This window comes from Vibrio sp. MMH1-50, from assembly GCF_022347645.1.
GTDB classification, from domain to species: domain Bacteria; phylum Pseudomonadota; class Gammaproteobacteria; order Enterobacterales; family Vibrionaceae; genus Vibrio; species Vibrio harveyi.
Window position 1 is genome coordinate 38,795 of the sequence record NZ_JAKRGG010000021.1, and the last position, 24,648, is coordinate 63,442.

The 24,648-nt window shown below is 44.6% G+C and carries 23 protein-coding genes; 11 read left to right on the forward strand and 12 right to left on the reverse strand.

All coding sequences use genetic code 11. The features are described from left to right. Positions 1–44 precede the first annotated feature (44 nt). The 3 genes from glgB (at position 45) to MHO32_RS15715 (ending at position 5,380) form a co-directional block, all read left to right on the forward strand. Entirely contained in the window at positions 45–2,273 is a 2,229-nt protein-coding gene (glgB, locus tag MHO32_RS15705) for a 1,4-alpha-glucan branching protein GlgB (protein ID WP_239212873.1), read from the forward strand. Positions 2,274–2,450: 177 nt separating this feature from the next. After that, positions 2,451–3,128, forward strand: coding sequence for a monofunctional biosynthetic peptidoglycan transglycosylase (mtgA, locus tag MHO32_RS15710; RefSeq protein WP_239212875.1), 678 nt, complete (start codon positions 2,451–2,453; stop codon positions 3,126–3,128). A 191-nt stretch (positions 3,129–3,319) separates the two neighbouring features. Beyond that, positions 3,320–5,380, forward strand: a complete 2,061-nt coding sequence (locus tag MHO32_RS15715) for an alpha-amylase (RefSeq protein WP_239212877.1) — start codon at positions 3,320–3,322, stop codon at positions 5,378–5,380. A 110-nt stretch (positions 5,381–5,490) separates the two neighbouring features. On the opposite strand, the gene MHO32_RS15720 is transcribed toward MHO32_RS15715, so the two are convergent. Continuing rightward, on the reverse strand, positions 5,491–6,207 hold the full coding sequence (locus MHO32_RS15720) for a DsbA family protein (protein WP_005447441.1): 717 nt from the start codon (positions 6,205–6,207) through the stop codon (positions 5,491–5,493). Between the two features lie 90 nt (positions 6,208–6,297). Next, positions 6,298–6,621 (reverse strand): hypothetical protein, encoded by a 324-nt coding sequence (locus MHO32_RS15725; RefSeq protein WP_336246158.1) that lies wholly within the window; start codon positions 6,619–6,621, stop codon positions 6,298–6,300. A 422-nt stretch (positions 6,622–7,043) separates the two neighbouring features. Between MHO32_RS15725 and MHO32_RS15730 the strand changes: the two genes are divergently transcribed. The 5 genes from MHO32_RS15730 to MHO32_RS15750 all read left to right on the forward strand — a co-directional run bounded on the left by MHO32_RS15730 (position 7,044) and on the right by MHO32_RS15750 (position 10,602). Then, positions 7,044–7,784, forward strand: a complete 741-nt coding sequence (locus tag MHO32_RS15730) for a nucleoside recognition domain-containing protein (RefSeq protein WP_005437881.1) — start codon at positions 7,044–7,046, stop codon at positions 7,782–7,784. Then, positions 7,784–8,251, forward strand: coding sequence for a YjiG family protein (locus MHO32_RS15735; protein ID WP_005374849.1), 468 nt, complete (start codon positions 7,784–7,786; stop codon positions 8,249–8,251). The genes MHO32_RS15730 and MHO32_RS15735 overlap by 1 nt, the downstream gene beginning before the upstream one ends. A 9-nt stretch (positions 8,252–8,260) precedes the next feature. Further along, positions 8,261–9,385: a M20 family metallopeptidase gene (locus tag MHO32_RS15740; RefSeq protein ID WP_038898264.1), complete on the forward strand. Its 1,125-nt coding sequence runs from the start codon at positions 8,261–8,263 to the stop codon at positions 9,383–9,385. Between the two features lie 222 nt (positions 9,386–9,607). Next, the gene (locus tag MHO32_RS15745) at positions 9,608–9,982 is read left to right on the forward strand and encodes a YkvA family protein (protein ID WP_239212881.1); all 375 of its coding nucleotides are present in this window, start codon (positions 9,608–9,610) and stop codon (positions 9,980–9,982) included. Positions 9,983–10,158: 176 nt separating this feature from the next. After that, positions 10,159–10,602 carry a DUF6795 domain-containing protein gene (locus MHO32_RS15750; protein WP_017818397.1) on the forward strand — a complete coding sequence of 148 codons (444 nt, stop codon included), beginning with the start codon at positions 10,159–10,161 and terminating at the stop codon, positions 10,600–10,602. Between the two features lie 133 nt (positions 10,603–10,735). Here the strand turns inward: MHO32_RS15750 and MHO32_RS25835 are convergent, their stop codons facing one another. The 5 genes from MHO32_RS25835 to MHO32_RS15770 form a co-directional block, all read right to left on the reverse strand. Further along, entirely contained in the window at positions 10,736–11,200 is a 465-nt protein-coding gene (locus tag MHO32_RS25835) for a DUF6795 domain-containing protein (RefSeq protein ID WP_336246156.1), read from the reverse strand. A gap of 402 nt (positions 11,201–11,602) precedes the next feature. After that, positions 11,603–12,907 carry a dicarboxylate/amino acid:cation symporter gene (locus tag MHO32_RS15755; RefSeq protein WP_005447448.1) on the reverse strand — a complete coding sequence of 435 codons (1,305 nt, stop codon included), beginning with the start codon at positions 12,905–12,907 and terminating at the stop codon, positions 11,603–11,605. Between the two features lie 320 nt (positions 12,908–13,227). Then, positions 13,228–14,292, reverse strand: coding sequence for a DUF4056 domain-containing protein (locus tag MHO32_RS15760; protein WP_009698020.1), 1,065 nt, complete (start codon positions 14,290–14,292; stop codon positions 13,228–13,230). Between the two features lie 9 nt (positions 14,293–14,301). Continuing rightward, the gene (locus tag MHO32_RS15765; RefSeq protein WP_017818400.1) at positions 14,302–15,426 is read right to left on the reverse strand and encodes a BamA/TamA family outer membrane protein; all 1,125 of its coding nucleotides are present in this window, start codon (positions 15,424–15,426) and stop codon (positions 14,302–14,304) included. 12 nt (positions 15,427–15,438) lie between these two features. Beyond that, complete coding sequence (locus MHO32_RS15770) at positions 15,439–16,278, reverse strand: hypothetical protein (RefSeq protein WP_005447451.1); 840 nt, start codon at positions 16,276–16,278, stop codon at positions 15,439–15,441. A gap of 284 nt (positions 16,279–16,562) precedes the next feature. Here MHO32_RS15770 and MHO32_RS15775 point away from each other — a divergent pair, with 284 nt between their 5' ends. Then, positions 16,563–17,159 carry a TetR/AcrR family transcriptional regulator gene (locus MHO32_RS15775; RefSeq protein WP_029788340.1) on the forward strand — a complete coding sequence of 199 codons (597 nt, stop codon included), beginning with the start codon at positions 16,563–16,565 and terminating at the stop codon, positions 17,157–17,159. Between the two features lie 35 nt (positions 17,160–17,194). On the opposite strand, the gene MHO32_RS15780 is transcribed toward MHO32_RS15775, so the two are convergent. Beyond that, entirely contained in the window at positions 17,195–18,466 is a 1,272-nt protein-coding gene (locus MHO32_RS15780) for a DUF1835 domain-containing protein (RefSeq protein ID WP_239212883.1), read from the reverse strand. A 326-nt stretch (positions 18,467–18,792) separates the two neighbouring features. Next, positions 18,793–19,686 carry a LysR family transcriptional regulator gene (locus MHO32_RS15785; protein ID WP_009698016.1) on the reverse strand — a complete coding sequence of 298 codons (894 nt, stop codon included), beginning with the start codon at positions 19,684–19,686 and terminating at the stop codon, positions 18,793–18,795. A gap of 109 nt (positions 19,687–19,795) precedes the next feature. Here MHO32_RS15785 and MHO32_RS15790 point away from each other — a divergent pair, with 109 nt between their 5' ends. Together MHO32_RS15790 and MHO32_RS15795 are read left to right on the forward strand one after the other, a co-directional pair. Next, on the forward strand, positions 19,796–20,104 hold the full coding sequence (locus MHO32_RS15790) for a monooxygenase (RefSeq protein WP_038898260.1): 309 nt from the start codon (positions 19,796–19,798) through the stop codon (positions 20,102–20,104). Between the two features lie 4 nt (positions 20,105–20,108). Next, entirely contained in the window at positions 20,109–20,480 is a 372-nt protein-coding gene (locus tag MHO32_RS15795; protein ID WP_239212885.1) for a hypothetical protein, read from the forward strand. 113 nt (positions 20,481–20,593) lie between these two features. Here the strand turns inward: MHO32_RS15795 and MHO32_RS15800 are convergent, their stop codons facing one another. The 3 genes from MHO32_RS15800 to MHO32_RS15810 form a co-directional block, all read right to left on the reverse strand. After that, positions 20,594–22,744, reverse strand: coding sequence for a polysaccharide biosynthesis tyrosine autokinase (locus MHO32_RS15800; RefSeq protein ID WP_239212887.1), 2,151 nt, complete (start codon positions 22,742–22,744; stop codon positions 20,594–20,596). A gap of 30 nt (positions 22,745–22,774) precedes the next feature. After that, positions 22,775–23,215 carry an arsenate reductase/protein-tyrosine-phosphatase family protein gene (locus tag MHO32_RS15805; protein ID WP_005447459.1) on the reverse strand — a complete coding sequence of 147 codons (441 nt, stop codon included), beginning with the start codon at positions 23,213–23,215 and terminating at the stop codon, positions 22,775–22,777. Between the two features lie 71 nt (positions 23,216–23,286). After that, complete coding sequence (locus tag MHO32_RS15810; RefSeq protein ID WP_009698012.1) at positions 23,287–24,408, reverse strand: polysaccharide export protein; 1,122 nt, start codon at positions 24,406–24,408, stop codon at positions 23,287–23,289. Between the last annotated feature and the right edge of the window lie 240 nt (positions 24,409–24,648).

The window sequence follows — 24,648 nt, forward strand, 5'->3', positions numbered from 1 at the left end:
TTTTATAATTGTGTGAATTCACAACGTTTGGCTGAGGAAATCCGATGTTCAAAAACCATAAGGAGAATATCGGTGCTAGGGAGAAAGATTTGAAAACCAAGGTAAAGAAAAAATACGAACGCGCCTATGAATTACTAGCTGAGGCGGCTTACTCAGACCCATTTGCGTCACTTGGTCCATTCATCGATGATGGCGAAGGATCGTTACGAGTTTGGATACCGGGTGCAGACAAAGTTGAATTGGTTGTCAGCGGTGAACCTCGTGTTGAGTTAGAACGCGAAGGCGAGAGCGGCTTCATCTTGAAAGAGAAGCGTGACCTGCACCTAACTCACTACCAACTTGCTGTGGATTGGGATGGCGTGGAACAGCTCATTGACGACCCTTACCAGTACCACAACATTTATCAAGAATACGAACACCTGCACACGCCAAAAGACATGTACCGCTACATGGGATCGCAGTTTGTGACCATCGAGCGCGGTGGTGAAAATATCTCTGGTGTGCGCTTCCTTGTTTACGCCCCTCATGCTTCTGCAATCAGCTTAGTGGGCAGCTTCAACCAGTGGGATGGTCGTCGCCATCCAATGCAACGTCTCGACTACGGTATCTGGGGCTTGTTTATTCCTGGTTTGGAAGAGGGCGTACAATACAAATTCGAACTCAAAGGTCCAAATGGGGAAGGGCTCCCTCATAAGCAAGACCCTTGGGGCTTCTACTCTGAACAATACCCATCATTCGCGTCGATCACTTACGATCACAACCGTTACCAATGGCAAGATGCAAAATGGCAAAATCGTCCCGTCACACAGAAACGTGATGAAGCTTTATCTTTCTACGAACTGCATGCGGGTTCTTGGAAGCGTAACGCAGATGGGGATTTCCTAAATTACCGTGAACTCGCGGCTGAGTTAGTGCCTTACCTTGTGGATATGGGCTACACCCACGTTGAGCTGATGCCAGTTTCAGAACACCCGTTCTTTGGCTCTTGGGGTTACCAACCTGTAGGGTTGTTTGCGCCGACGAGTCGCTACGGCTCTCCAGATGATTTCAAATTCTTTGTTGATGCCTGTCACCAAGCGGGTCTTGGTGTAGTACTGGATTGGGTTCCAGCACACTTCCCATCGGATGATCATGGCTTAGCGAACTTTGATGGCACACCACTGTTCCACGATCCAGATCCTCGCCGCGGTTGGCACCAAGACTGGAACTCTTACATCTACGATCTAGGTCGTGAGCATGTGCGCCGTTTCCTTGTGTCTAACGCACTGTACTGGTTTGAGCAATTCCATATTGATGGTATCCGTGTGGACGCTGTTGCGTCGATGCTCTACCTAGACTACTCACGCAGTCACGATCAGTGGATTCCAAATGTGGACGGCGGCAACGAGAACTACGATGCGATCGCAACGTTGAAGTGGATGAACGAAGAAGTGTACAAGCACTTCCCGAATGCAATGACCATTGCAGAAGAATCGACGGCATTCCCGGGCGTATCTGCACCGACATTTATGGGCGGTTTAGGCTTTGGCTTTAAGTGGAATATGGGTTGGATGCACGACAGTCTTTCTTACATCCAAGAAGATCCTATTCACCGCAAATACCACCACAATACCATCACGTTCCCGCTTGTTTACGCACACAGCGAGAACTATGTGCTGTCGCTATCTCATGATGAAGTGGTGTACGGCAAAGGTTCTATCCATAACAAGATGCCAGGTGATGAGTGGCAACAAACGGCGAACCTACGTGCTTACTACGGTTACATGTATGGTCAACCGGGTAAGAAGCTAAACTTCATGGGCGCTGAGCTTGGTCAAACCGCAGAGTGGAATCACGATGACCAGTTACAATGGTTCTTACTTGAGTTTGGTCGCCACCAAGGTGTGCAAGCACTGATTCGCGACTTGAACCACTTGTACCGTGACGAAGCGGCGATGCACGATCAAGATTGTGTGCCTGCTGGTTTTGAATGGCGTCTGCAAGATGAAGCGGAAGCAAGTATCCTTGCGCACGAACGTATTAGCCAAGATGGCGAACGTGTATTGGTGATCAGTAACTTCACACCAGTGCCTCATGAGCGTTTCCGTTTGGGTGTGCCGATGGAAGGCAAGTACGAACTTCTGTTGAATACTGACGACGCGAAATACGACGGTAGCGGCTTTGAGGTACTAAGCAGCGTCGAAACGCAAGAAGTAGAAAGCGAGTCGTTACCTCAATCTCTTGAGCTGCGTTTACCACCTCTATCGACAGTATTCTATAAACTGACGAAATAACTTTCATTAATCAAACAGTAAGCCCGGTTTACATTGTAAATTGGGCTTTTTTTAACCAATTTTTGACCTTGTAAACTTGTTGTTCTACCTTGAATCAGGCAACCTTCGCTCCCATTTACTTGAACACTCGCACGTGTAAAAGTGGCGTATTCCTTACTCTGGCTAGGCAAATAAAGCATGCTGAAAAGACTGAAGTCGTTTCTATTCAAAATTTCATTGGTTTTGTTACTGACTCCCGTTTTGCTGGTGGGCTTCGTCAAATACGTGAATCCGCCTCTATGGGGATGGAAGAGCAGCCGCATGATCTCGCCACCAGAAGGCTATCCAGAGAGTAGCCAGCAAGAGTGGGTACCGCTGTCTCAGATTTCAAAAAATATCCAACTTGCGGTGATGGCTACGGAAGATCAGAAATTTCCCCATCACTATGGGGTGGATTTTGATTCACTGTTTTCTGTTATCTCACAAGCCGGCGAGAACGGACCTTCTCGTGGTGCAAGTACGATTACTCAGCAAACTGCAAAGAACGTATTTCTATTCCCTTCACACTCTTATGTGCGCAAAGCGTACGAGCTCTACTTTGCTCTTTTAATGGAGGCGATGTGGAGCAAAGAACGCATTCTCGAAGTGTATTTGAATGTGGTGGAGTTTGGTCCCGGTATTTACGGTATCGAAGCTGCAGCACAAAACTATTACGGCATTCGGGCTAGCCAACTGACCCAATGGCAAGCGGCGAGGTTAGCGGTGGTTCTGCCGAATCCTTACAAGATCAAAGTGTATCCGCACACTAATTACACTCAACATCGCACCAATTGGGCTCTGACCCAAATGCGCAATCTTGGCAACGTCGAGTTATAAGTTTCTCTTTTCCTTAACTATCTTGTGTCCGTAAATAGAACTACGCCCCGATAAAGGCAAAATGTGAAGCGTCACAAGCTTTAGGGCGTAGCCTTATAGAATGATGTGCTCAGTTTTTCATCCATTTACTATTAGTGTGAATAAAACTACAACACGAATACTGCGTCTATGCGCAACCAATGGACTGAACGATGAAACTGAATCTGATTACGACTACCTTATTGCTTGCATCGGCAAGTGCCATCGCCGAGCCAAACATCACCATATCTACCACGACCAACAGCCGTGACTTTCCTTTAAGTGCAGAGCAGCCTTTGGTTGTGCCATTAACCAAAGACGGCTATACGCTTAAAATCACTGGCGTTGAAGGCGATTGCGTCGCGCCCGATGGTCAGAAAGTTAAATTCAACAAACCGATCGCGCTGAATTGTGGAAAGCCAACGGAATTGCCTTTAAAAATCCGTTTTACTGGCGATTACTCTTTCGCTTTTGATGCGGAAGCGAAAACACTGCGCTTCAAGCGTGAACCTAAGAAAGCTGCCAAGACAGAATTCAAACGCCCAATCCCACAAGTGCAATGTGAGGTTTACCAAGGTGACGAAGTCACCATCGCGTTAGGTGACAGTTTCCCAGATGGCACCAAGTTGCGTGATGCTTACACTGGGCAAATGGTTGAAGTAAAAGATCAGCAAGTATCGCTGACGCCAAGCAAAGACTCCGGCGGTTTGGTGCTACTAGAGCCAGCGAAGAAAACCAAAGAAGCAGTGCCGTTTGATTATCGTAATGCCAACATTTACTTCGTGATGGTCGACCGTTTCAACAACGCCGATACGAGCAATGACAATAGCTATGGGCGCAAGAAAGACGGCAAAGAAGAGATCGGTACCTTCCACGGCGGTGATCTAAAAGGCGTGATCGAGAAACTGGATTACATCAAGAGCCTAGGTACAGATGCGATTTGGTTATCGCCAATCGTTGAGCAAGTACACGGCTTTGTGGGTGGCGGCGATAGCGGCTCATTCCCGTTCTATGCTTACCACGGTTACTGGACGCGTGATTTCACCAAGATTGATGAGAACTTTGGTAACGAAGATGACCTTAAAGTGCTGGTGGAAGAGGCGCATAAGCGTGGTCTCAAAGTCTTGATGGACGCGGTAATCAACCACACTGGCTACTCAACGTTAGCCGATTTGCAATTTGACGGTATTGAGGTGTTAAAGCCAAACGCTGACCTACCGAAGAAGTGGGGGGATTGGCAACCAAAAGCGGGCGAAAATTGGCATAGCTACCACCAGAATATTGATTACCAGAGTCCAAACTGGGCGAAATGGTGGGGCGGTGATTGGGTAAGAACCGGTTTGCCGGGCTACCCTGCACCGGGCAGCAGCGATATCACTATGTCATTGGCGGGTTTACCTGACTTTATCACTGAATCAGACAAAGCCGTGAAGCCAGCGCAATGGCTATTGGATAACCCGGGCACACGTGTAGAAGTGCGTGACAATTACACCGTTTCCGATTACTTGATTGAGTGGCAAACTGATTGGGTGAAACGCTTTGGCATTGATGGTTACCGTGTTGATACGGTGAAGCATGTTGAAGGTGATGTGTGGAAGCGCTTGAAAGAAGAAGCATCAAGCAGTCTAGAGCAGTGGCGCAAAGAGAACGGAAAATCGGGTCAGCCATTTTGGATGATGGGTGAAGTATGGGGGCATACCGCTTATCGCAGCCCTTACTTTGACGATGGCTTTGATGCGTTGATTAACTTCGACATGCAGAAGAAATTAGATAAAGGCGCGGCGTGTTTCAGCCAAATGGCAGACACCTACCAAAGTTACGCAGACACAATCGCCAACGAGAAAGACTTCAACCCAGTGAGCTACATGTCTTCTCACGATACCGAGTTGTTCTTCTCTCGCTTCAAAGACTATGGCATGCAGCGTAACGCCGCGAATGCACTGCTTCTAAGCCCTGGTGCTGTTCAGGTTTACTACGGTGACGAAGTGGGTCGTAACATTGGTCCTTACGCGGATGATTTCCACCAAGGCACACGCTCTGACATGGTATGGAAGCTATCTGATGAGAAGCAAGCGCTGCTCAAACACTGGCAAACTCTAGGTCAGTTCCGTAAAGCGCATCCAGCGATTGGTGCGGGTCAGCATCAAGTGATTGAACAAGAAGGCGCGTACGTGTTCTCTCGTTCACTTGGCAATGACAAAGTCGTTGTGGCGTTTGTGGGGCGCGATAAGTAACCAAACGTTCTTTATTTCGATAAATAAAAAGCCCTTCTTTGAGATATCAGGGAAGGGCTTTGTTGTTTTTGATGTTTACTTACTATTTCAATAGCTATCGATTTCGATAGTTATTTCTTTAGCTCTTGGTCGATAACTTTCTCAAGCTCTTCGAAAGGCACATAACCCGGAATGACTTGGTCATTAATGATGATCGCTGGTGTGCCTCGTAGACCTAAGCGAGTGAAGTACTCGTAGTTTTTATCCAACAATGCTTTGGTCTCTTTGTCGTCGACAAGCTGTGCTTCTGTGCCGGTCTTCTTAGCGATTTTTTGTAGTGAACTTGCATCATGTGGACCCGGCTTCTTCACCAACAAGTCGTGCACTTCTTTGTACTTGTCATGTTGGTTCTGCCAAACGTTCAATGCGTAACTTGCCGAGTTGTAACCGTTCTTTTCGTACTGTTCTTTGAACGATACAGTCATGTTCAGCACTTTTACCTGTGGGTATTCTTTCTCTACCTTCACCAACTCTCCTTCAAGGCGTTTACAGAAAGGACAGCTGTAATCGGTCACGTTGATGATCGTCAGCTCTGGATTCTCTGCACCGAAGTAAGAGTGCTTGCCGTCATTCAAATACGCACGTGCTTCATCCAATGTCGCGTTGAAGGTCTTTTGATAAGCGACATAATCTTGCAGATTCTGATGTAGTGCGTCGAGGATCTGCGGGTTTTCTTTCAGCAGTTGAGTAATTTCTTGCAGCTTCTCTTCTGACGTTTTTTCTGCTGCGTGTGAAAATAGCGGAACAAGTGCGATAACCACAGTTAATAGTGTGCGAGTGAATTTCATGATTTTTCCTAAAACTCTTTTTCTTCGCGTTTCTTGTGCGAAGTGATTAAAAATAAAACAATTGATTTGGGGGTGAATAGCAATCGGGTTTTATTCTCTAAACACACATAGCTTGAGGTGCACCCGATATTTGTCGGGTATCGGTTCAGTATAATGGCGGAAAGCATTGCGCTCGCTGCCACTGATAGACAGCAAGACAAACGCAAATAGGAATAAGGGCACAATGAAGCTGTCGAGATGGTTTTGTGAAACCTGAATCAGTTTTTCAGACAATTCACACTGCTTAGTCAGTCCTTTTTCGCTCTTTTGCTGTTGCCCAGTGGCATGCTCAGTCGTCACTTGATCGCCAATGAGAGGACAAGATTGAAAGAGACCTACATTTTTACTTAAACAGATCACGACAACCCAAGCCACAAGGGCGAGTGTCCATCGAGCGATGTTGGATTGTGATCGAAGCAAAAGGCAAACCCTGAGTAAGTCTCTAAGTAATGACCGCACCACCCTAAATTAAATTGCACAGAAAATTTGTTAGTTTTCGGTCAAGAAATCTTAAATAAGCAACAAATCATGAAGCACGTCGAGAATGTGGCTAATAGCAAACTTGTTCCAAACTTTAACTTGCTTTGTTAATGGATTGAACTTGCTGATTCTCAGATAAATCTACCTTATCTTGGTCATAAATATTTATTATCTTTTAAATGTGATTCAAATCATAAAATAAAACTTCATAACTAAGCAGCATGGCTGTTCGGTAAATGGATTGATTTTGATCATCTCTCTAGCACGTCGTTCAGGGGATCATCTATGCGTTCTGTTCCACATATATAGGTGAATTTATGACAAGCCCTGTTCATGCTGAACGCAAGGTGACGATCGGGTGTTACATTGCACTCGCGTTTGCGGTTGTGTTCTTTTCTGGTCTGATGCAATCCAACGAATGGTACGGTGTATTCGACTTTACAACGCTTAATGGTTCTTTCGGTAAAGTCGCTTACGGCGTGACGGAAGGTGCAGATGGCGCAGTACAAGCTGCGACCACATCTTTCCGTGGTACTGGTGGTAGCGGTGCTCGTGACGGTTTCATTTTTGCGCTTACTTTGATTCCAACCGTTATGTTCGCGTTAGGTATGATCAACGTACTTGAGCACTACGGTGCACTTGAAGCCGCTCGTAAGCTTCTTACTCCTCTTCTACGTCCTCTAATGGGCATCCCTGGTAACTCTGGTCTGGCTCTGATTGCTTCTCTACAAAGTACCGATGCAGGTGCGGCTATGACGCGTCAACTAAAAGATGAAGGTCACCTAACTAAGCGTGAAACGGACGTATTTACCATGTTCCAGTTCACTGCGGGTGCAACCATCGTGAACTTCTTCTCATCGGGTGCGGTATTGTTCACATTGACGATGGCTGACGGCTCTCTAGCAGTAACTTCTTCTATTGGTTTGGCGGTTGTGGTGATGTTCGCGTTTAAGATCATTGGTGCGAACCTGTTCCGTATCTACCTAAACATGACGGAAGGTAAAGAAGACAAGCAAGACCAAAACAAATCAGAGAACCTAAAAGAGGAGACGGCATAATGGGTGACGTTAAAGCGAAAAAACCAATGGTGACGGATATCTTCGTCGAAGGTGCTAAGAAAGGTTGGGTAATTGCGACTACCTCTACGGTTCCTAACGTATTAATGGCGTTCGTTATCATCAAAGCGCTGCAAATCACTGGTGCGCTGGATCTGATGGGCACTGTGTTTTCTCCAATCATGGCAGTGTTTGGTCTTCCGGGTGAAGCAGCAGCGGTATTGATCGGGGCTTGGATGTCGATGGGCGGCGCGGTTGGCGTAGTGATTACACTGTTTGACCAAGGTATCCTGAACGGCACGCACATTGCGATTCTTGCGCCTGCTATCTACCTAATGGGCTCTCAAGTTCAGTACATGGGTCGTATCATGGGTCCAATTGGTACTGAAGGTCGTTACATCCCAGTTATGATTGCAATCTCAGTATTGAACGCATTTGGCGCAATGCTAGTGATGAATCTGTTTGTCTAGGAGTGAGTCATGCAATTCTCTCTAAATGAATATCTAGAAGAGCTACGTCCGCTAATCAATGTGGATTGTGGCACTTACACTACTGATGGTATTGAGTTCATCGCTTCTCAATTTGAAGAGAAGTACCAAGCGATGTCAGGTTGGAGCATAAAACGCATCGACTGTGGCAGAGCCGGTGTTGGTCTTGAAGTTCGAAATAAGCCGGAAGCTGAGCAAATCGATGTGATGCTAATTGGTCACATGGATACCGTGTTCCCTGTGGGTACCGCTGAGCTTCGTCCAATGTCTCAAGATGCAGAGAAAGCCTACGGTCCAGGTGTGTCTGACATGAAATCTGGTTTGCTTAACATCGTATACGCGATGCGCAATCTAGACCAAGCGGTGTTGGATAAGTTATCTATCGCTATCTGCATGAACCCAGATGAAGAGACTGGCTCTTTGGATTCTGTGGATTGGATTCAATCAGTTGCGAAAAACGCAAAGAATGTACTGGTTGCAGAAGCTGCACGTGCAGACGGTGGTTTAGTGAAAGCGCGTAAAGGCATGGCTCGCTACAAAATGACCTTTAATGGCGTTGCTGCTCACGCAGGTAACGAGCCAGAGAATGGTCGCAGCGCAATCACAGAGATGGCGAACTGGATTCTGGCTGTCAATGCAATGACCAACTTTGAATCTGGTACCACGTTGAACGTCGGTATTGTTTCTGGCGGTAACGGTGCGAACATAGTTCCGGAACATGCTGAAGCGATCGTGGATGTGCGTTTCTGGAGCAACGAAGAATACGATGATGTCGATAGCAAGCTAAATGGCATGCTGGAAACACCATTCGTTGATGGCGTGAGCATTGAGTTGGTTCGTGAAGCTTATAAGCCTTCTATGGTGCCAAGCCCACAAACAGAAAGCTTAATGACATTAGTTGAAGAAGCCGCAAGTGAACTGGCGATCGACATCAACTGGAAAGAAGTGGGTGGTGGCTCTGACGCAAACAACACGGCGATTCTTGGTGTTCCAACTTTGGATGGTCTAGGACCTATCGGTGCAGGCTTCCACAGCGATCAAGAGTACTTGTTACTTGAGTCTATCGAACCACGTATCAAAATGTTGATGCGTGTATTGGAGAAGATTGCTCAATAAGGCATTCTGCTTCTAAATCTTGGTTTTCAAAGCTGTTGGTTTCAAAACCAGCTGATTTCCAAGACTTTTTGTCTCCAAAGCAATAATCCCCGGACTTCGGTTTGGGGATTTTTTTATCTAGCCAATTGGCTTCCTTTCTTCATTATCATTACTCGCTATTAATCCTACGTTCAGGTTCATCGTCTTAATATCTATGCCACAGTCATAAGTTTAGGAGGCACGATGACCACAAGCATGTCTGTAAATTCGGCGTCCGATGACGTCTTAGACCAAACGATGCAAGCACCAGATGAGAAAACCTTCTGGCGTAAAATGAAAAATTCCGTCAAGAAAGCAGGCGAAGAGATTGCTGTTATGGGCATCAAATCATGGCTTGCGATGGCAGATTCCAATACCTCTGTTCGCCACAAAGCTATCTTAGGTGGCGCGCTGGCTTACTTCGTCATGCCAACAGATATGGTACCAGACGTACTAGCAGGTGTCGGCTTTACCGATGACATGGCTGCACTTACCCTAGCGGCGAACTCGGTCGGCAATGCCATCACCGACGAGCATGAAGAACAAGCGAGAGAAAAGCTGAGTTCGATGGTGAAGTAGGTGGGGAAATTGTCCATCAAACATGTTCAATGTTTGGTTTAGTTCAAATAAGAAATTGTTATTTTTAACATTTACTCAAAGCACACGAGCTCGTCGTAATGTTGTTTACCGTGGTGGATTTGGTCTATTGGAAAGTATACTTTCGGATTCAAGTTTTTAGCTAAGGGCAGCCTTCCATGTACAGGTATACGCCAGATATCCGGGGTATGTTAACTTTGAACGGAACACCGTTGTCATCTCAATTAGTGGTCCTTCGAGTTGGTGTTCTTGGAACCATACATGAGTTTCAAACTCTTACTGATGCTAGCGGAGCGTTTGCCTTCCCTGCATTTGAAGAGCGTAAATCTCAAGGCATATTGAGCCTAAATCAGAAATACGTGCTCGTTTTCCTGAAGACTCATCTAGCAAATGGAGAAGAGGTGACGATATGGGAGTCTTCAATTGATGGTTATGAGACTTATGAGTTTGCTAGAGAAAATATGGGAAATTTGAATTGTGAAGTAACCAATGAAGTTTACTACTTCGCTTTTTCTTATTTTGGAAATGGTGAAGATGATACTTATGTGTACAGTCAGTGCAAACTAACTGGTTATGTGGAATCAGGAGTATACGAAAGTTAAGTAGTGAATTCCTTTAGAGAAATATTCTGCGAATTAGCACTTTGATTGATATGTTTAAACTTGATTTAGGCGTGCAGGTATAGCTTTTGCTTTTAAAGAACTTTGAGTTTAATAATCATCACAATCATAAACTCTATGAAAAATGTTTTTTATATAAAAATCCATTTAAATTGCAGGAGCTAACCACCATTAGATCTCGAGCATTTTCTAGGTTTATATTCTTGAAAAAGTATCGAAACTCGGTATCTTCAAGCTCACAGTAAAGATTACTTAAGTTTTCCTCTATAAATATAGGTGGTGAAACGTAGTTTAACTGAGACTCCCAAATATATTTCTTTTCTTCATTTATATAGGTGTATATCCCTATGTATGAGTATGTTTGATTCAAAGCGAATTCTTTGAACCTTTGAGAATGTATGACTGGTTTAAAGTGAAATTCACCTAACTCATTAGTACTTGAACTCCTTTTGTAAGTATTCTTTAAAAAATTAGCTTCTAAGTAAACCGTTAGATTTTCTAGAGGTGTTTGATCAAGAACTAAAGTACCTTTTATCTCTGGGCTTAATGTATATTTAAATTTCTTAAAAAAATCGAACATACTTTCGTTGAAACCTAATGCAAGTATTGGAAATGATAAAATGAATAAAAAAGACTATTTTTAAATATGAAATTATGATGTATGTATCTTAGTACCAACCTAATTATCAGGCTACTATCTATCGCGATTTGGTTTTGATCTTTAATTTGATAATGGAATTTGTATCTCTATATGATGAAAATGTCCCATATATCATTTTCAAAGTGATAAACATAGACCAGTTATCTTAACCCTCTAGATGAACTAATATAGAATCTAACTACTTACCGATTAGTAATTGAAACAACCTCGGGGGACGAGAATTGTATCTAAACCTTTTTGATTTCGGGTTTATTGGAAATAAAAAACCACCTCAGAATAAGGTGGTTTTTGCTTAGACAGGATAATTGAGTTTGGAAGGGTTTAAGCTTCCGCGCGTTTCAGATGCACTTCTTCTTCGGCGACCCCAGCTTTTGGATCGTTGAAGCGAGCTTCATCCAGTGCGCCTTCTGATTTAGCAACAATGATAGTCACTGCGCTGTCACCGGTGATGTTTACTGCGGTACGAATCATATCAAGTAGACGGTCAACACCCATGATAAGTGCAATGCCCTCTAGTGGCAGACCTACTTGGTTCAATACCATTGCTAGCATTACTAGACCAACACCAGGAACACCTGCGGTACCGATAGACGCCAATGTTGCCGTCATGATAACCATTAGGTAGTCACCCATAGTTAGGTCGATGTTGAATGCCTGCGCGATGAAGGCTGTCGCTACACCTTGCATGATCGCCGTGCCGTCCATGTTCACGGTTGCACCTAGCGGCACTGTGAACGATGATACGCGGTTCTCAACACCCATACGGTGCTTAGCCGTTTCCATTGTCACTGGAATGGTCGCGTTTGATGATGCTGTAGAGAAAGCAAACATGATTGCGTCTTCCATCTTACGTAGGAACGTAATTGGGTTTAGACCAGTGAAGCCTTTTAGCATCAAGCTGTAAGTCACAAGACCATGCAGCAATAGCGTACCTGCTAGTACAACGAAGTATTCAGCAAGGTTGAAGATTGCGCTTAGACCAAGACCTGTAAACAGCTTCGCCATTAGGAAGAACACACCGTAAGGCGCAAGGTTCATCAGAATCGCAACCAATTTCATGATTACTTCATTCAGATCAGAGAAGAATGCTGCGATACGCTCGCCTGGCTTACCTGCTGCACTGATCGCGATACCGAATAGGACGGCGAACACGATAACTTGCAGGGTTTTACCTTCTGCCATTGCGCTGATTGGGTTGGTTGGGAACATATCAATGATCACTTGACCCAAAGATGGCGCTTCTGCTGATTTGAATGAACTTGCTGCGGTTAGGTCTGCACCAGCACCCGGCTGGAATAGCGTACCCATGGTTAGAGCAAGTGTGATTGCGATAGCGGTTGTTGCTACGTAGAAAGCAAGGGTTTTACCACCCATGCGACCCAATGTAGATAGGTCTTTTAGAGAGCTGGTACCACAAACTAGCGAAACAAATACTAGCGGTACAACAAGCATTTTTAAGCTGGCAACGAAGATCTGTCCACCAACTTCGAATAATCCATTAACAATGTATGCGTCGACAAATCCGTTGTCGGCAAAAAGTGTGCGAATTGCAAATCCTGTCAAGATACCCGCTACCATACCCAAAATTACGCGGCTGGTGAGCGACATCGGTTTCTTGGTATTCATGAGAACACTCCTTATAGTTATGCACCTTGAGTTCACTTCAAGGCGGCGTGCAGATTAGCAGCGGAGTGTGAAAATACGAAAGAATAATCCTCTGAATGGTCGATAGATGTGAAGTTAGTCACTTTAAAAAATAGAATATTAACTAAATGGCAACTAAAAGGCTGGTTGAAAAGTTTGTTAATTAACAAATTTATCGAATTTACAACCGATAGAAATGAATTCTTACATTCTTGATTGGTAGAAAACTGTTTGCATACAAGTAGAGGGCAAGATGCCAAGTGCATAACTAGGCATCTTTTATTCAGTTGTTTATTGCGGTGTTATTTCAATGGAGGGCGGGTTTGGTTATCGATGGTACGAGCAAAATTTGAAATCTGTTGATAATCTGTAGGTGTCCAAATTGATTTTGAGGTCAGAGACTTAGGCAGTGCTGAGAAGGCTTTCTCATTGTCGCTTGCTCTAAACTCTACACTCATCCACTGGTCAATTGGTTGTTGATCGGCAAAGGTCGCGGATAACGAAAGCTCATGGTTTGCACCAGAGTAGTTGGGCGTTAAGTTCAGTGCCATATGGTAATCTCGGAATCGAACTACCCATTTATCAGGTAAGCGTCGCGAGCTATCCCACCAATCACCATCGAGTTGCTGGATTTTCTGTTTCGTTATCTCTTTCGATTGAGCTTTTAAATCCTTTAAAGCTTGTTTGAAAGCGCTGTCCATGGCTCTAGAAAAGCCTTTTTGATCGAGCTCGGGGTTGTCCAGTAATACTTGCTTGGCTAATTTTGCGCCGAGCATGTTGGAGTAGAGGTCTTCGGATGAAAAGGCAGATGCCAGCTCTTTAAATCCGCTAACGGACACCATACCGAACCACTGAGCTATTTCATGCCATTGAGCCAGTCGAAACGCGGTTAGCGCTGCTGCTTGAGCACTGCGATCTAGCTTCTCTTCTTCGCTAAGCTTCTCTTTTTGTTCATACCAACGAATACGACGAACACGAAGTTCTTCAGGCAAGTCCAGATGCGCTGCGCGACCGAGATAATGTTGATTTAGGGTGAATAAATAATAGGTGTAATCTGCGGTATCACGGACGTGGGCAGTATCAATAAACCCGCCTAGTTCGGTAAAGATAATGCCGTTAGCTTCTTCATTCAGACCTAGCAGGCTACCAGAGACAGACTCACTGCCATCGTTATAGTGGTGAGTACCCACTTCGTTGCTGGATAAGACATTCTCAAGAGAAAAGAATGGAACAGGCACGCTTCCTAGTTGCGCTTTGAGATCGACACCAAATGCACAGCACGGTCTTACGCCAACCGGTGCTTTCAGTTCTTGCGCGTGGACGAGTCCACTACAAAGGCTCAGTAGTAATAGTGCTGTTTTCTTCAAACCCTACTCCTAGAATGCTTCATTAATTTGGAAATAAAAACCAGTGCTGTCTTTGCCAACGCCCAAATCGACGCGCACGTTAATACGTGCCTTAAAGGCAAATCGATAACCAACCCCGACAGTAGGTAACCAGCTACTTTTAAAGAGGTCGTGATAAGTCGGTGCGATATTACCGGCACCTAGCCACCCAACCACACCATGACGACCTGCAATGGTATGGCGAATCTCTACTTGTGTAGAAAGCTGGTTTTTATCGCGATATTGCCCTTGGTAGTAGCCACGCATACGCTGGTCATCACCTAGCTGGGCGTAATCAAACCAAGGAGCGTCACCGAAAATCGATTGTGAATATACCTCCATTGCGATAATCGTAGTGTCAGACCATTGTTGGTAAACACGATAGTTAGCAACGAGGTTGTCGTAGTCTTCATCACTACCGAGTGAATCTCGGTTCGCTATCCATTCAATATCGAGAAACTGTCCACGCATTGGGTTCGGTTCGAAATCACGCGTGTCGTATTCCATTCCAACTAAGACACCACTGCTGGTGGCATCGGCAACTTCTGAAGGGAGAATATCGCCATCGACACCGTCGACCTTACTGAATGACTGCCATTGCCAGCCAAGTTTGGCGTAAGTATTTGGCGCGACTTCAACGGCGATTTTTGGGCTCAACTGTAAACGTTGCCCTTCATACTGCACTTTGTTGTTCTCGTTTTCTGCGGCTTGGCTGCCAATACCCCAATAGTAACCGGGGGTATGGCTTATCCATGCCTCACCTAAAAGACGGACTTTGTCATTTTTTAAATAGGTGCGATTGTTTAACCCCAAGCCGTAAGAACCTGAGGTTGAACCATAAGAAGTAACGGTGACGGTCGAGTAAGGATCGCCTTTTTGCCAGTCATAAGGCGTGTACAACCCCACTGCGGCAACGCCAATACCAAACCCTTGTTCTGGGTTAACAAAAGGACCTGGTAATACGCCCCAGTCGATTAACTTAGATTCATCCACGGTCTCACTTGAACCAAGCTTGGTCAGGATGTCATCCATTAAGCTACTTTCGTCTTGCTGCATAGCAAAAGCAGATGACGAACTAAGCAGCGCGGTGAGCGCAAGACTATAAGAGGTTTTCATCTTCTCGTTACCCTAGAAACGACGGTCTAAAGAGAAGAAGATGCTTTGACGATCTCCAAAACCGGCTTCACCCAAAAGGTACCAATCTTCATTAATTTGGTATTGCATGCCTGCGATGGTGTTCCATTCAGATTCTAAACGCTGTTTTACTTCAAAACGCGCGCCTGATGGGATTACGCCACCTAAAGATTGTGGTAGTCCAAGATCTTTGAGTGAACCAGAGAGTTCTTGCTCGACATCTTGATACATAGCACCAACCCAAAATCGAATTGGCACGCCATTTTGATGGAAGTCGTAACCAACACGAGGAGATACAACAAGCGCATCAATTGAACCGTCAATAACGGTTAAATTGGTTTGAGTGTAACTTGCATCGACCAGTGCGAACCATTGGTCGTAGCCGCCGGCAAGTACAAAGCCAAGACCTTTGGTGTAACCGTCAAGGTCTAGGCGAAAGTTCTCAATACGTTGTGGTTTCACAAACGGCAACTTAACTTTGACGTTTACATCCGTTTCTGAATAGCCGTCGAGCGTGCCGATCAAGCCATAAACGTTTAAGAAAGGAAATAGCCAGACATCAGCACGCAATGTCATTACATCGGTGGCTTGTTTACCTGGCTCTGCTTGCATATCGACTAGTTTTTCAATCCCGCCCAAGCCTTTTAAAGCGATAGAGTCGACATTGATGCCTTGTTCCATACTCATATAGCTGAGGTTTAAACCGAAAGGTTTTGGCAAATTGTAGCCAAGCGCCTCTGCTTTCTCTTTCCAAATAGGAAGAGAAATGGAATCCGCATTCGCGACTCCGGTAAACAAGCAAGATGCAGCAACAAGCAAAGAAGGTAATTTCATAAGTCACTTCATAAATCGTGGCGATCTCAATGTAAGCGGAAGATAGGTTACTTTTAGCTTATGAGATTCAATTATCGTCACGGAAAAATCACTGCTTTCTCATAAGGAAAAAGCACCAAAACGAGAGTTAAGATCCGCGGCTTTTATGTGTTTTTAGAGAGGCTTCTTAACTTCGGCGAGCGCATCTTACTCTTAAAATTTAAAAAGTAAACTTTAAAGTGTACTTTAGATTCTTGCGCGCTATACTCTGCAGCCACTTACATGAGGTTGGTGAATCTAGAACGATGAAACTTTCGGAAAAAAAACGCATTGCGCTGATTGAAGCGGCTCAACAGGAGTTTATTGAGCACGGATTTAGTGGCGCAAATATGGATAGAGTGTGTGAGCGTGCTGGGGCATCGAAGCGTACCTTATATCGCCATTTTGAAAGTAAAGATGTGTTGTTTATCGAGTCGATACAAAGCGTGCTCGAAACTCAGCGTGCACGATTGCAACTCAATTACTCACCAGAGAGCGATATCGAAACACAACTTAGAACCTATCTGCATGCCAAGTTGGACTCTATGTATGAAGACTTTGGTTTGCCGCTCGCCAAGATGGTGATCAGTGAGTTTATGCGCACACCAGAATTGGCAGAGAACTACTTACACCAACTTCAACGCCAAGATGCATTGCTGGAAAACTGGTTTAAAGAAGCCATTGCGGATAACAAGGTCAAAGCGCTTGACCCAGTCATGATGAGTTGCATGCTAATGTGCTTATTGAAAGGAAACTGTTTGTGGCCACAATTGGTTGCCAATCAAGCGGTGCCGAGTATTGAGCAGCGAAAGAAAGTCGTTGAGGATATTCTTACGCTGTTTTTAGATGGCTACCGACGTTAGTTTGCTTATTGCTTATTGCTCATTGCCTCAAATGCTTAACTCATCACGACATGACGCAGTGTTGATAGAGAGGTGTGATCCCACGTCCAATAGTCTTGTTCTCGGTTATGGAGCCCTCCGACCCAATAGTCTTGAATGAAAAAGTCTTTCCCACTCAAACAAGCTTTGCCACGAGCATTAATACTGACTTGTTGTTCCCACCAATTTTTATCAAATGAATCCACAGCAAACAGTGGTTTTTCCGCTCGTGCGAGTGGTAGTAGCAATGCATATAACATTACGTCACCGAGGGTGGGAAGGGGCTCTCTTTGCTGACTTCTTTGAAACCAATCTTTAACGGTGATGGCTGTGCTTTGCTCGCCCAATACTTGCAACGCCAAATATTGGGTGAAGCTCAATCCTGACTCCGAGTTAGGCAGTTCTTGAAGGTGTCGTTTCATCACTGCTTTGATATTCGGTAAGCAATCTAATTCATGTTGTTCTAGCAAGTTAAGGAGCGGCTGTGGTGTTTGAGCCCGCAACGCTTGCCAGCAGCGTTTGGCTTGACTGAAAAGCTTCGCTGTAACCGGCTTTCGGTGTTGCCAACATGAGCGAATAGCTTCGGCAGGGAGTTGCCCAAAGCCAATAAACCGTTCTGTTCCTGGAAACTGGTTGAATTCGATGATCTCTATCACTTTACCTACCCTGTTCTCTAACAAGGAAAGTCCTCGAAGTAGCATGAATTGATCATAGGCATCGTGTTCAACCCAAAAAACAATACGTTCATATTGATGGTTAAGTAGAGTATGGATATTGTTTTGCTCAAACTGCGCTACATTTTGAACCGAATCTTTGCGACCCATCACGGGTAGCAATGTGCCTACGACGTATTGTGCTCGAATGGCGACAAAGCCTTTTTTATCATTGGGAATAGGACCGATGCACAGTGGATCAATCATAGGTAAGAAATCACCTTCAAACCCGCAAGTCTTTAATAGTTGCTGAATATCGTGCCCACAGCGGACATGGAGTGTTTTTAAATCTGCATCAAGCGGGTTTGCTTGGTGGTCAATAGCGTGCTTGTGCCTTTCTAATTCCTCTATATGTGCTTTTAACTTGCTCCAACTGGGTAAGCCAAGCTCTCTAGCTAGAGCGTGTTGAACGTCTGACAGCTGGATAGAGTCAGGAGTAAGCGTTTCTGGTTGAGAGTGAAACTGTTTAACCTGTTTGAGTGCAATGGTGTCTTTTTGGCGGATCGCCTTTAAGCGTTTTTTTGCTACAGACTTTTGCTGGTTAAGGTTAATGGAGAAGCTATTGTAAGATTGCATTTTTCACCTTTCTTATCTCTTCCACACTCGCTTTATTAGAAGTTAAAAAGAAGGTAAAAACAGATTGTTCCTGCTAACAAAAGCAGGGTGGTTGAGGTGCCGTGAACCGAGTTCTTTCCGCGAGTGTTGGGTGCTTTAGGCTTGAGCTGCTTCAATGGTATGTAATCGAAACAGGTATCGCAACTTTGAATAATATAAAGAAGCAAAACTGCACTTAACTTCACATAAAACAGTTCTAGAACTTAAGCGAGGAGTAAGTTGGAGAAGAGAAAGCATCCATGATGAAGGCTTAAGAATTGCGCCTGTTGAGCTTGTTTTGTGTCGCTCTATCCAACTCGCACTTTGGCACTATCAAGTAGTGTTTTATAGAGGGCAAGGGCGGCGGGTCCACTTTTCGCCCCTTTCGGCAAGGTAAGATGTAGAGCGACTTGATATTGGTTCGAATGTTCAAGATCTATCTCTTTGATGTGGTCGTTTTGACGGTACTCAACGAGATGTTTTGGGAGGCGGCAGAAGCCGACACCTTGCTCAACCGCTCTAAATGCGTGGTCAAAATTATCTACCGTGATTCTTTGACGCGCGCGTAACCAGCCTACGTCTCGCTTCTCTTTGTTTGATTCCCCTAAGTCTCGAACCACAATTTGGCTGGTGGTTGCAAAGTCCGCCAATGAAATATGTTCCTTTTTTGCTAGTGGATGTCGAGCTGCGATCACAGGGACCATAGTGGTAGTGCCGAACGCTTCAGCAGGGTAGTTGGTGATCGGAAGGTTGATGATGGCAATATCCGCAAGTTCATTGATCACCATGTCTGTGGTTTTACTCAGAGAGGTCTCTACAACTTGAACGGAAGTCGTGTTGTTATGTGTGAGAAATTCACTAAGTGGAGTATAGAGCCAACTTGGGTCGCACAAGTGATCGATCGCTACCGTTATCTGTGATTCTACACCGCTATTTAGCTGCTCACTGATCATTTCAAGTTCACGAGCCTGCTCAAGCATTGATTGTGCACGGCGCAACATCGTCTGACCGTGTTCGGTTAATCCGGCCTTACGACCTTTTACTTCTATCAGCTTGATACCTAATTGGTCTTCGAGCTTTTTCACCGAATAGATAAGCGTGGTATGGCTTTTATTGAGCATCACTGCGGCTGACTGAATGCTCCCCGCCTGTTCAATTGCTTGTAGTGTTTGCCATTGCTCTAAGGTTGTTTTGAGTCTCATCAGTCAGTTTTTTCCACAGTTAATGGCAAAATTATGAACTTTTTTGTCAGTTTTATAAAGGTAATAATCTTCCCATCAAAAGCGAGTCAATAAGAAGAGGAGACTCAAGATGGCGAAACTATTGCAAGTTGATTTTGAATTTCATGGTCCGTTTGGTGAAGAGATGTCGAATGCTCTGATCGATTTAGCTAAATCAATTAACCAAGAACCGGGTATGATTTGGAAAATTTGGACGGAAAGCGAGACAGATAAACTTGGTGGTGGCATCTATCTTTTTGAAGATGAAGCCACGGCGCAAGCTTATCTCGAAATGCACACTGCTCGTCTGAAACAGATGGGGGTTGAACAAGTAAGAGGGCAGATATTTGATATCAACGCGCCACTAAGTACCATCAATCAAGGTCCAATCGGAGAGTAATATTATGACTAACCGCACCTTTCTAACCGTTCATGGCACGATTTATACGGTATTTGCTTTTGCGTTATTTTTTGTTCCGACCATGATGTGGTCGATGTATGGTGTACAAATCAATGACCAGTACGCACTGTTTTTGTCCCAGCATACGTCAATCTTTTTAGGTGGGATTGCTGCGGTAAGTTTGATGTTGCGTGATGTTGAATCTGGCAATACGGCGAAACAACTGTTTAAAGCTTTGTTGGTCACGAATGTCTTGGGCGTAGCGATCACTACTTATGCTGGCATCACGGGGGTTTTTGTTGGCTTTGGTTGGAGTGATCCCGCCTTCTTCTTGCTATTGAGTGTGCTCACTTTTCTTCAATTGAAGAAGCAATAATAGAGCTTATCTTAATTAGATCATTATTAAAAAGCCCCGCGATAATTGCGGGGCTTTGTGTTTCTATTTATGGTTTTCCCCAAGTATGCTTAAGTCACTTGGGTGTAGCGACATTACTCACTCTTATAGGCGTAGTTGTAATAACCGTAGCCGTATGAACTCGCCGCTTTCTTCTCAATTGCGTTAAGAATGACGCCTTTGACTTCTACACCCGATTGTTCAAATCGACTGCGAGCGACTTCAAGCTCTTTCGATGTCGTTTGGTCAAAGCGAGCTACCATCAGAGTGGTTCCTGCAATCGCACCAACGATACTAGGGTCAGTCACTGCCAATACTGGCGGTGTATCGATGATCACTAGGTCATACTCTTGTGATGCTTTTTCTACAAACTCAACAAATCGTGGGTGCATCAAAAGCTCAGAAGGGTTTGGTGGTACTTGACCACGAGTAATTACATCTAAGTTCTCAACTTTAGTCGGCTTGATCACCATATCTTGACTAATCTTACCGCTTAAGAAATCAGAAAGACCGTTATCAGCCGTCAGACCAAAACATTGTTGCAAGTAACCTTTACGCATGTCCGCATCGACCAACAACACTTTTTGACCTGTCTTCGCTGCTACTGCCGCAAAGTTTGTCGATACAAATGTCTTACCAATTGAAGGCGCTGGACCAGAGATCATCAGTACGTTGTTTTTCGCTTCCATCATCGCAAAATGAAGGCTAGTGCGAAGTCCACGTAGTGCTTCAATCGAAAGATCCGCAGGGTTTTCTTCTGCCAATAGAAGCAGGTCTTTGTTGCTCTTGCGCTTAAGTTTGCTCGCAACTTCTAATTGTTGTACCGACTTAGGAACACTTGCGTAAACAGAAATACCCGTTTGTTCAATCTCGTCTGGAGAAGTGACGCCGCGGTGGAAAGCGGTTTTAACCAGAACAAAAGCAACGGCAACCATACCGCCTAATAATGTTGCTAGAACAACGATAAGAGGCTTCTTAGGCTTCACTGGAATAGCGTAAGACTGTGCACTATCGATAATGCGTACGTTACCAACGGTACCAGCTTTAATGATGTTCAACTCTTGAACTTTGTTGAGAAGCTGAATGTAGATCTGTTGGTTAACTTCAACGTCACGTGTCATACGTAGGACTTCACGCTGCGTTTTTGGCAGCTTCTGAACTTGTCGGTTCAAACGAGCTTTTTCTTGCAGTAACGTCTGACGTTTATCCAATAGTGATTTATATGCTGGGTGATCCTGCGTGAACTTTTGGCTGATTTCACTTTCTTTGAATGTCAGTTCGTTCAGCTGCGCTTCAAGAGCGACCATCACTTTGAGTGTTGATTGTGCTTCAAGGTTTAAGTCGATCGATTCGTTTTCTTGTCTAAAACGATTCAGTACGTCTTCAGACCCTGTCAGTTTCTCTTTGATTTCCGGTAGGTGATCTTTTAGAAAGTTTAGGCTCTGTTCCGCTTCCGCTGAGTTTCTTCTTACATTCTGTAGGAAGTAGTTTTGCACAACGTCATTCAAAATTTGCTGGTTACGTTCAGGGTATTCGCCTTCAATACTCAGTGACACAATACCTGTTTTCGCGCCACGTTCTGAAATAGACAGTTGTGAAGCCAATCGGTTGATCGCGTCAAGCTTGCTAATTTTTCCGATTGAAAAACTGTCTTCGTTTTGCGCAACCAGTTCACGTACTTTGATGCGGTAGCCATTCATTTCAATCGTTTGACCAACAACGCCAGAAAGCACAATTTGCTCTTCAATCATCAGATCAAAACTGCCTTTCTCTGCATCTGTTACCACAAGCTGATGTTTGTAGCCTTGCGCGGTACGTGGCATCTCGAAAGTTGAAACTGAGATGTAATCTTGAGTGCCATTGATGCGAGCAAGACCTTTACCGATAAAAGGAAGATAGTCCGGAGTGGCAATCGTCGTTAGGTTAAATTTATCGACCGTATCACCAAGGATCATACGTGACTTGATGATCTCAATCTCAGTCGTTGCTGACGATTCTGCAGCAAAAAGCTCGCCCATATCGCCGACCATCGCCGAAATACCACCAGAGCTTTTCTGTTCGATCTGAATCAGAGCATCTGCTTTGTAGATAGGTGTCGATAGCAATGCCACGGCAATACCGATTGTTGCAAAGAGAAGCGTAATGCCAATGATGAACCATTTCGCATCTATCAATATGCCAAACAGTTTACCGAGATCGATTTCATCATCGGTTGGTGCAGATGAACTTATAGTTTGGTTAGCCATTGTTTTTTTATTTCGCCAAGTAATCTGAAGTTATAGTTTTTTTGCCCAAGCCTGAGCGGATTGCTCAATCAGAGAAAACGCATGATCAAATGCTTCTCTGCTTTGTCTGTATGGATCTGGAATGTCGACAGAATTCATCCAATGCCCAAACAGCATGGTCTTGCCTCTTGCTTCTGGAACGATCTCAGTTAATGCATCGATATGACCTTGTTCCATTACCAAGATAAGATCTTGTTTCGCACAAAGCTGCGCAGTAAGTTGTTGCGCTTGGTGATTCTCAAGAGAAAACCCTTTTTCCGAGGCAATGAGCGTTGCTGTCTCATCCGCTGGTTTCCCAGTCAGTCGACTTTTCTCAACGGCAATACCGGCTGAAGAAATGGTTTTATTCGGAAGAAGTTGTTGAAGCACTCGTTCCCCAGTCGGAGAGCGACAAATGTTACCTACGCATACGACAAGAATGTTTGAAAACATGGTTTGTTCCTTATCAATAACTATTGGAAAGGGCTTACCTCTTCACATAAGCCCTTTCAAGAACGTCTGAACTACGGCCAGTTTCTAACGCGTAGAACACCTTCTGTAAGCTCATTGAAGCCTGAAATCGTCGGTACTAACTGTGCAATAACGCGGTTCCAACGACTGACTGGTGCAGCAGTAACATACACAATGTCGTAAGGTTCCAAATCAAATTCAGTACCAATCACTAACGCCGCTGCGTCAGAGACATCAAGTTGGTAAATGTCGCCTAATGCTTGATTGTCTTGAGATTTTCTGATGACAAAAACGCCAGTTGCATCCGCAGAAAGTTGGTTGATACCACCAACATTGCTTAGAGCCTCGGTCAAGCTCATGCCTGCGCGATCCATTTTCAGTAGCTTAGGATCGTTAACTTCACCCATAACAAACACTTTTTGAGTGTCATTTCTTGGCACATGTACGATGTCGCCAGGTTGAAGTAATCGGTTTTCAGTAAGGTCACCTTCTTGCATTAGCGCATAGAGAGAAATGTTTTCGACTTTGCCTTGGCGTGTCAGTGTGACGTTACGCCAATCCGCATCTTCTGCTAGACCGCCAGCGCGGTTAACTGCATCAAGAAGCGTAAGTGGGATATTGGTGATAGGTTGTTGCCCTGGCTTGTTAACTTCGCCAGTGATGTAAGATTTCTTGGAACGAAATGCCGCAACACTCACATCCACTTGTGGACTCTCAATGTACTTCGCCAACTTGTTAGCAATAATGGTACGAATTTGGCGAACATTTTTACCCGCAACCTCAACAATACCGATGTATGGATAGAAGATGGTGCCATCAGCATGCACCCAGTTACCCGCTTCTTCAGAGCTACGGTAAGAGCCTGCTGGAATGGTAAGTTCAGGGTGATCCCAAATAGTGATATTCAGAATATCGCCAGGACCGACTTCATACTCGTAAGCCGCGAGTTGATGGTCAAGTGTTGGGTTCGCTTTGGTCTCTACATCTGAGCTTTTTAGCTGCGAGACTTTATCAAGAGTCAGTGGAAAGACGTTAAAATCTGCCGCCGTATTGGCGCTGTTGTCTTCAACGATGTGCTTTCCACTCGTGGATAAGTGACTGCCCGGTACTGTACATCCAGCGAGAAGTACAGAGGAAAGGAGTAAACTGCCTAGCTTTGTATAGTTGAAATTCATGCTTTTTCATTCATCTGACGTAAAGAGCGAGTTGCTAAGAACAACATTGTTTTTTGCCTAAACAACACGTCACAATTTTATTGGGCAGTATTATTTATTTTAATTTATAAAATACTCAATAAGAAACGGGTTGCATCTGGCGAGCGCACTCTAAAGAATTTTTTGAGGAGGAGCAATAGACGATAAATTGATAAAAAGCCAGCTATATATTGCTGAATTTTATATTTCTGTGCGTTGAGT

Excerpts from the sequence above, each read along its gene's own strand:
- MHO32_RS15765 (WP_017818400.1), bottom strand. The coding sequence starts at position 15,426 with ATGAAAACCTCTTATAGTCTTGCGCTCACCGCGCTGCTTAGTTCGTCA.
- MHO32_RS15790 (WP_038898260.1), top strand. The coding sequence starts at position 19,796 with ATGGCGAAACTATTGCAAGTTGATTTTGAATTTCATGGTCCGTTTGGT.
- MHO32_RS15750 (WP_017818397.1), top strand. The coding sequence starts at position 10,159 with ATGTACAGGTATACGCCAGATATCCGGGGTATGTTAACTTTGAACGGA.
- MHO32_RS15810 (WP_009698012.1), bottom strand. The coding sequence starts at position 24,408 with ATGAATTTCAACTATACAAAGCTAGGCAGTTTACTCCTTTCCTCTGTA.
- MHO32_RS15775 (WP_029788340.1), top strand. The coding sequence starts at position 16,563 with ATGAAACTTTCGGAAAAAAAACGCATTGCGCTGATTGAAGCGGCTCAA.
- glgB (WP_239212873.1), top strand. The coding sequence starts at position 45 with ATGTTCAAAAACCATAAGGAGAATATCGGTGCTAGGGAGAAAGATTTG.
- MHO32_RS15755 (WP_005447448.1), bottom strand. The coding sequence starts at position 12,907 with ATGAATACCAAGAAACCGATGTCGCTCACCAGCCGCGTAATTTTGGGT.
- MHO32_RS15740 (WP_038898264.1), top strand. The coding sequence starts at position 8,261 with ATGCAATTCTCTCTAAATGAATATCTAGAAGAGCTACGTCCGCTAATC.
- MHO32_RS15735 (WP_005374849.1), top strand. The coding sequence starts at position 7,784 with ATGGGTGACGTTAAAGCGAAAAAACCAATGGTGACGGATATCTTCGTC.
- MHO32_RS15720 (WP_005447441.1), bottom strand. The coding sequence starts at position 6,207 with ATGAAATTCACTCGCACACTATTAACTGTGGTTATCGCACTTGTTCCG.
- MHO32_RS15730 (WP_005437881.1), top strand. The coding sequence starts at position 7,044 with ATGACAAGCCCTGTTCATGCTGAACGCAAGGTGACGATCGGGTGTTAC.
- MHO32_RS25835 (WP_336246156.1), bottom strand. The coding sequence starts at position 11,200 with ATGTTCGATTTTTTTAAGAAATTTAAATATACATTAAGCCCAGAGATA.
- MHO32_RS15795 (WP_239212885.1), top strand. The coding sequence starts at position 20,109 with ATGACTAACCGCACCTTTCTAACCGTTCATGGCACGATTTATACGGTA.
- MHO32_RS15805 (WP_005447459.1), bottom strand. The coding sequence starts at position 23,215 with ATGTTTTCAAACATTCTTGTCGTATGCGTAGGTAACATTTGTCGCTCT.
- MHO32_RS15745 (WP_239212881.1), top strand. The coding sequence starts at position 9,608 with ATGACCACAAGCATGTCTGTAAATTCGGCGTCCGATGACGTCTTAGAC.
- MHO32_RS15785 (WP_009698016.1), bottom strand. The coding sequence starts at position 19,686 with ATGAGACTCAAAACAACCTTAGAGCAATGGCAAACACTACAAGCAATT.
- MHO32_RS15780 (WP_239212883.1), bottom strand. The coding sequence starts at position 18,466 with ATGCAATCTTACAATAGCTTCTCCATTAACCTTAACCAGCAAAAGTCT.
- MHO32_RS15770 (WP_005447451.1), bottom strand. The coding sequence starts at position 16,278 with ATGAAATTACCTTCTTTGCTTGTTGCTGCATCTTGCTTGTTTACCGGA.
- MHO32_RS15715 (WP_239212877.1), top strand. The coding sequence starts at position 3,320 with ATGAAACTGAATCTGATTACGACTACCTTATTGCTTGCATCGGCAAGT.
- mtgA (WP_239212875.1), top strand. The coding sequence starts at position 2,451 with ATGCTGAAAAGACTGAAGTCGTTTCTATTCAAAATTTCATTGGTTTTG.
- MHO32_RS15800 (WP_239212887.1), bottom strand. The coding sequence starts at position 22,744 with ATGGCTAACCAAACTATAAGTTCATCTGCACCAACCGATGATGAAATC.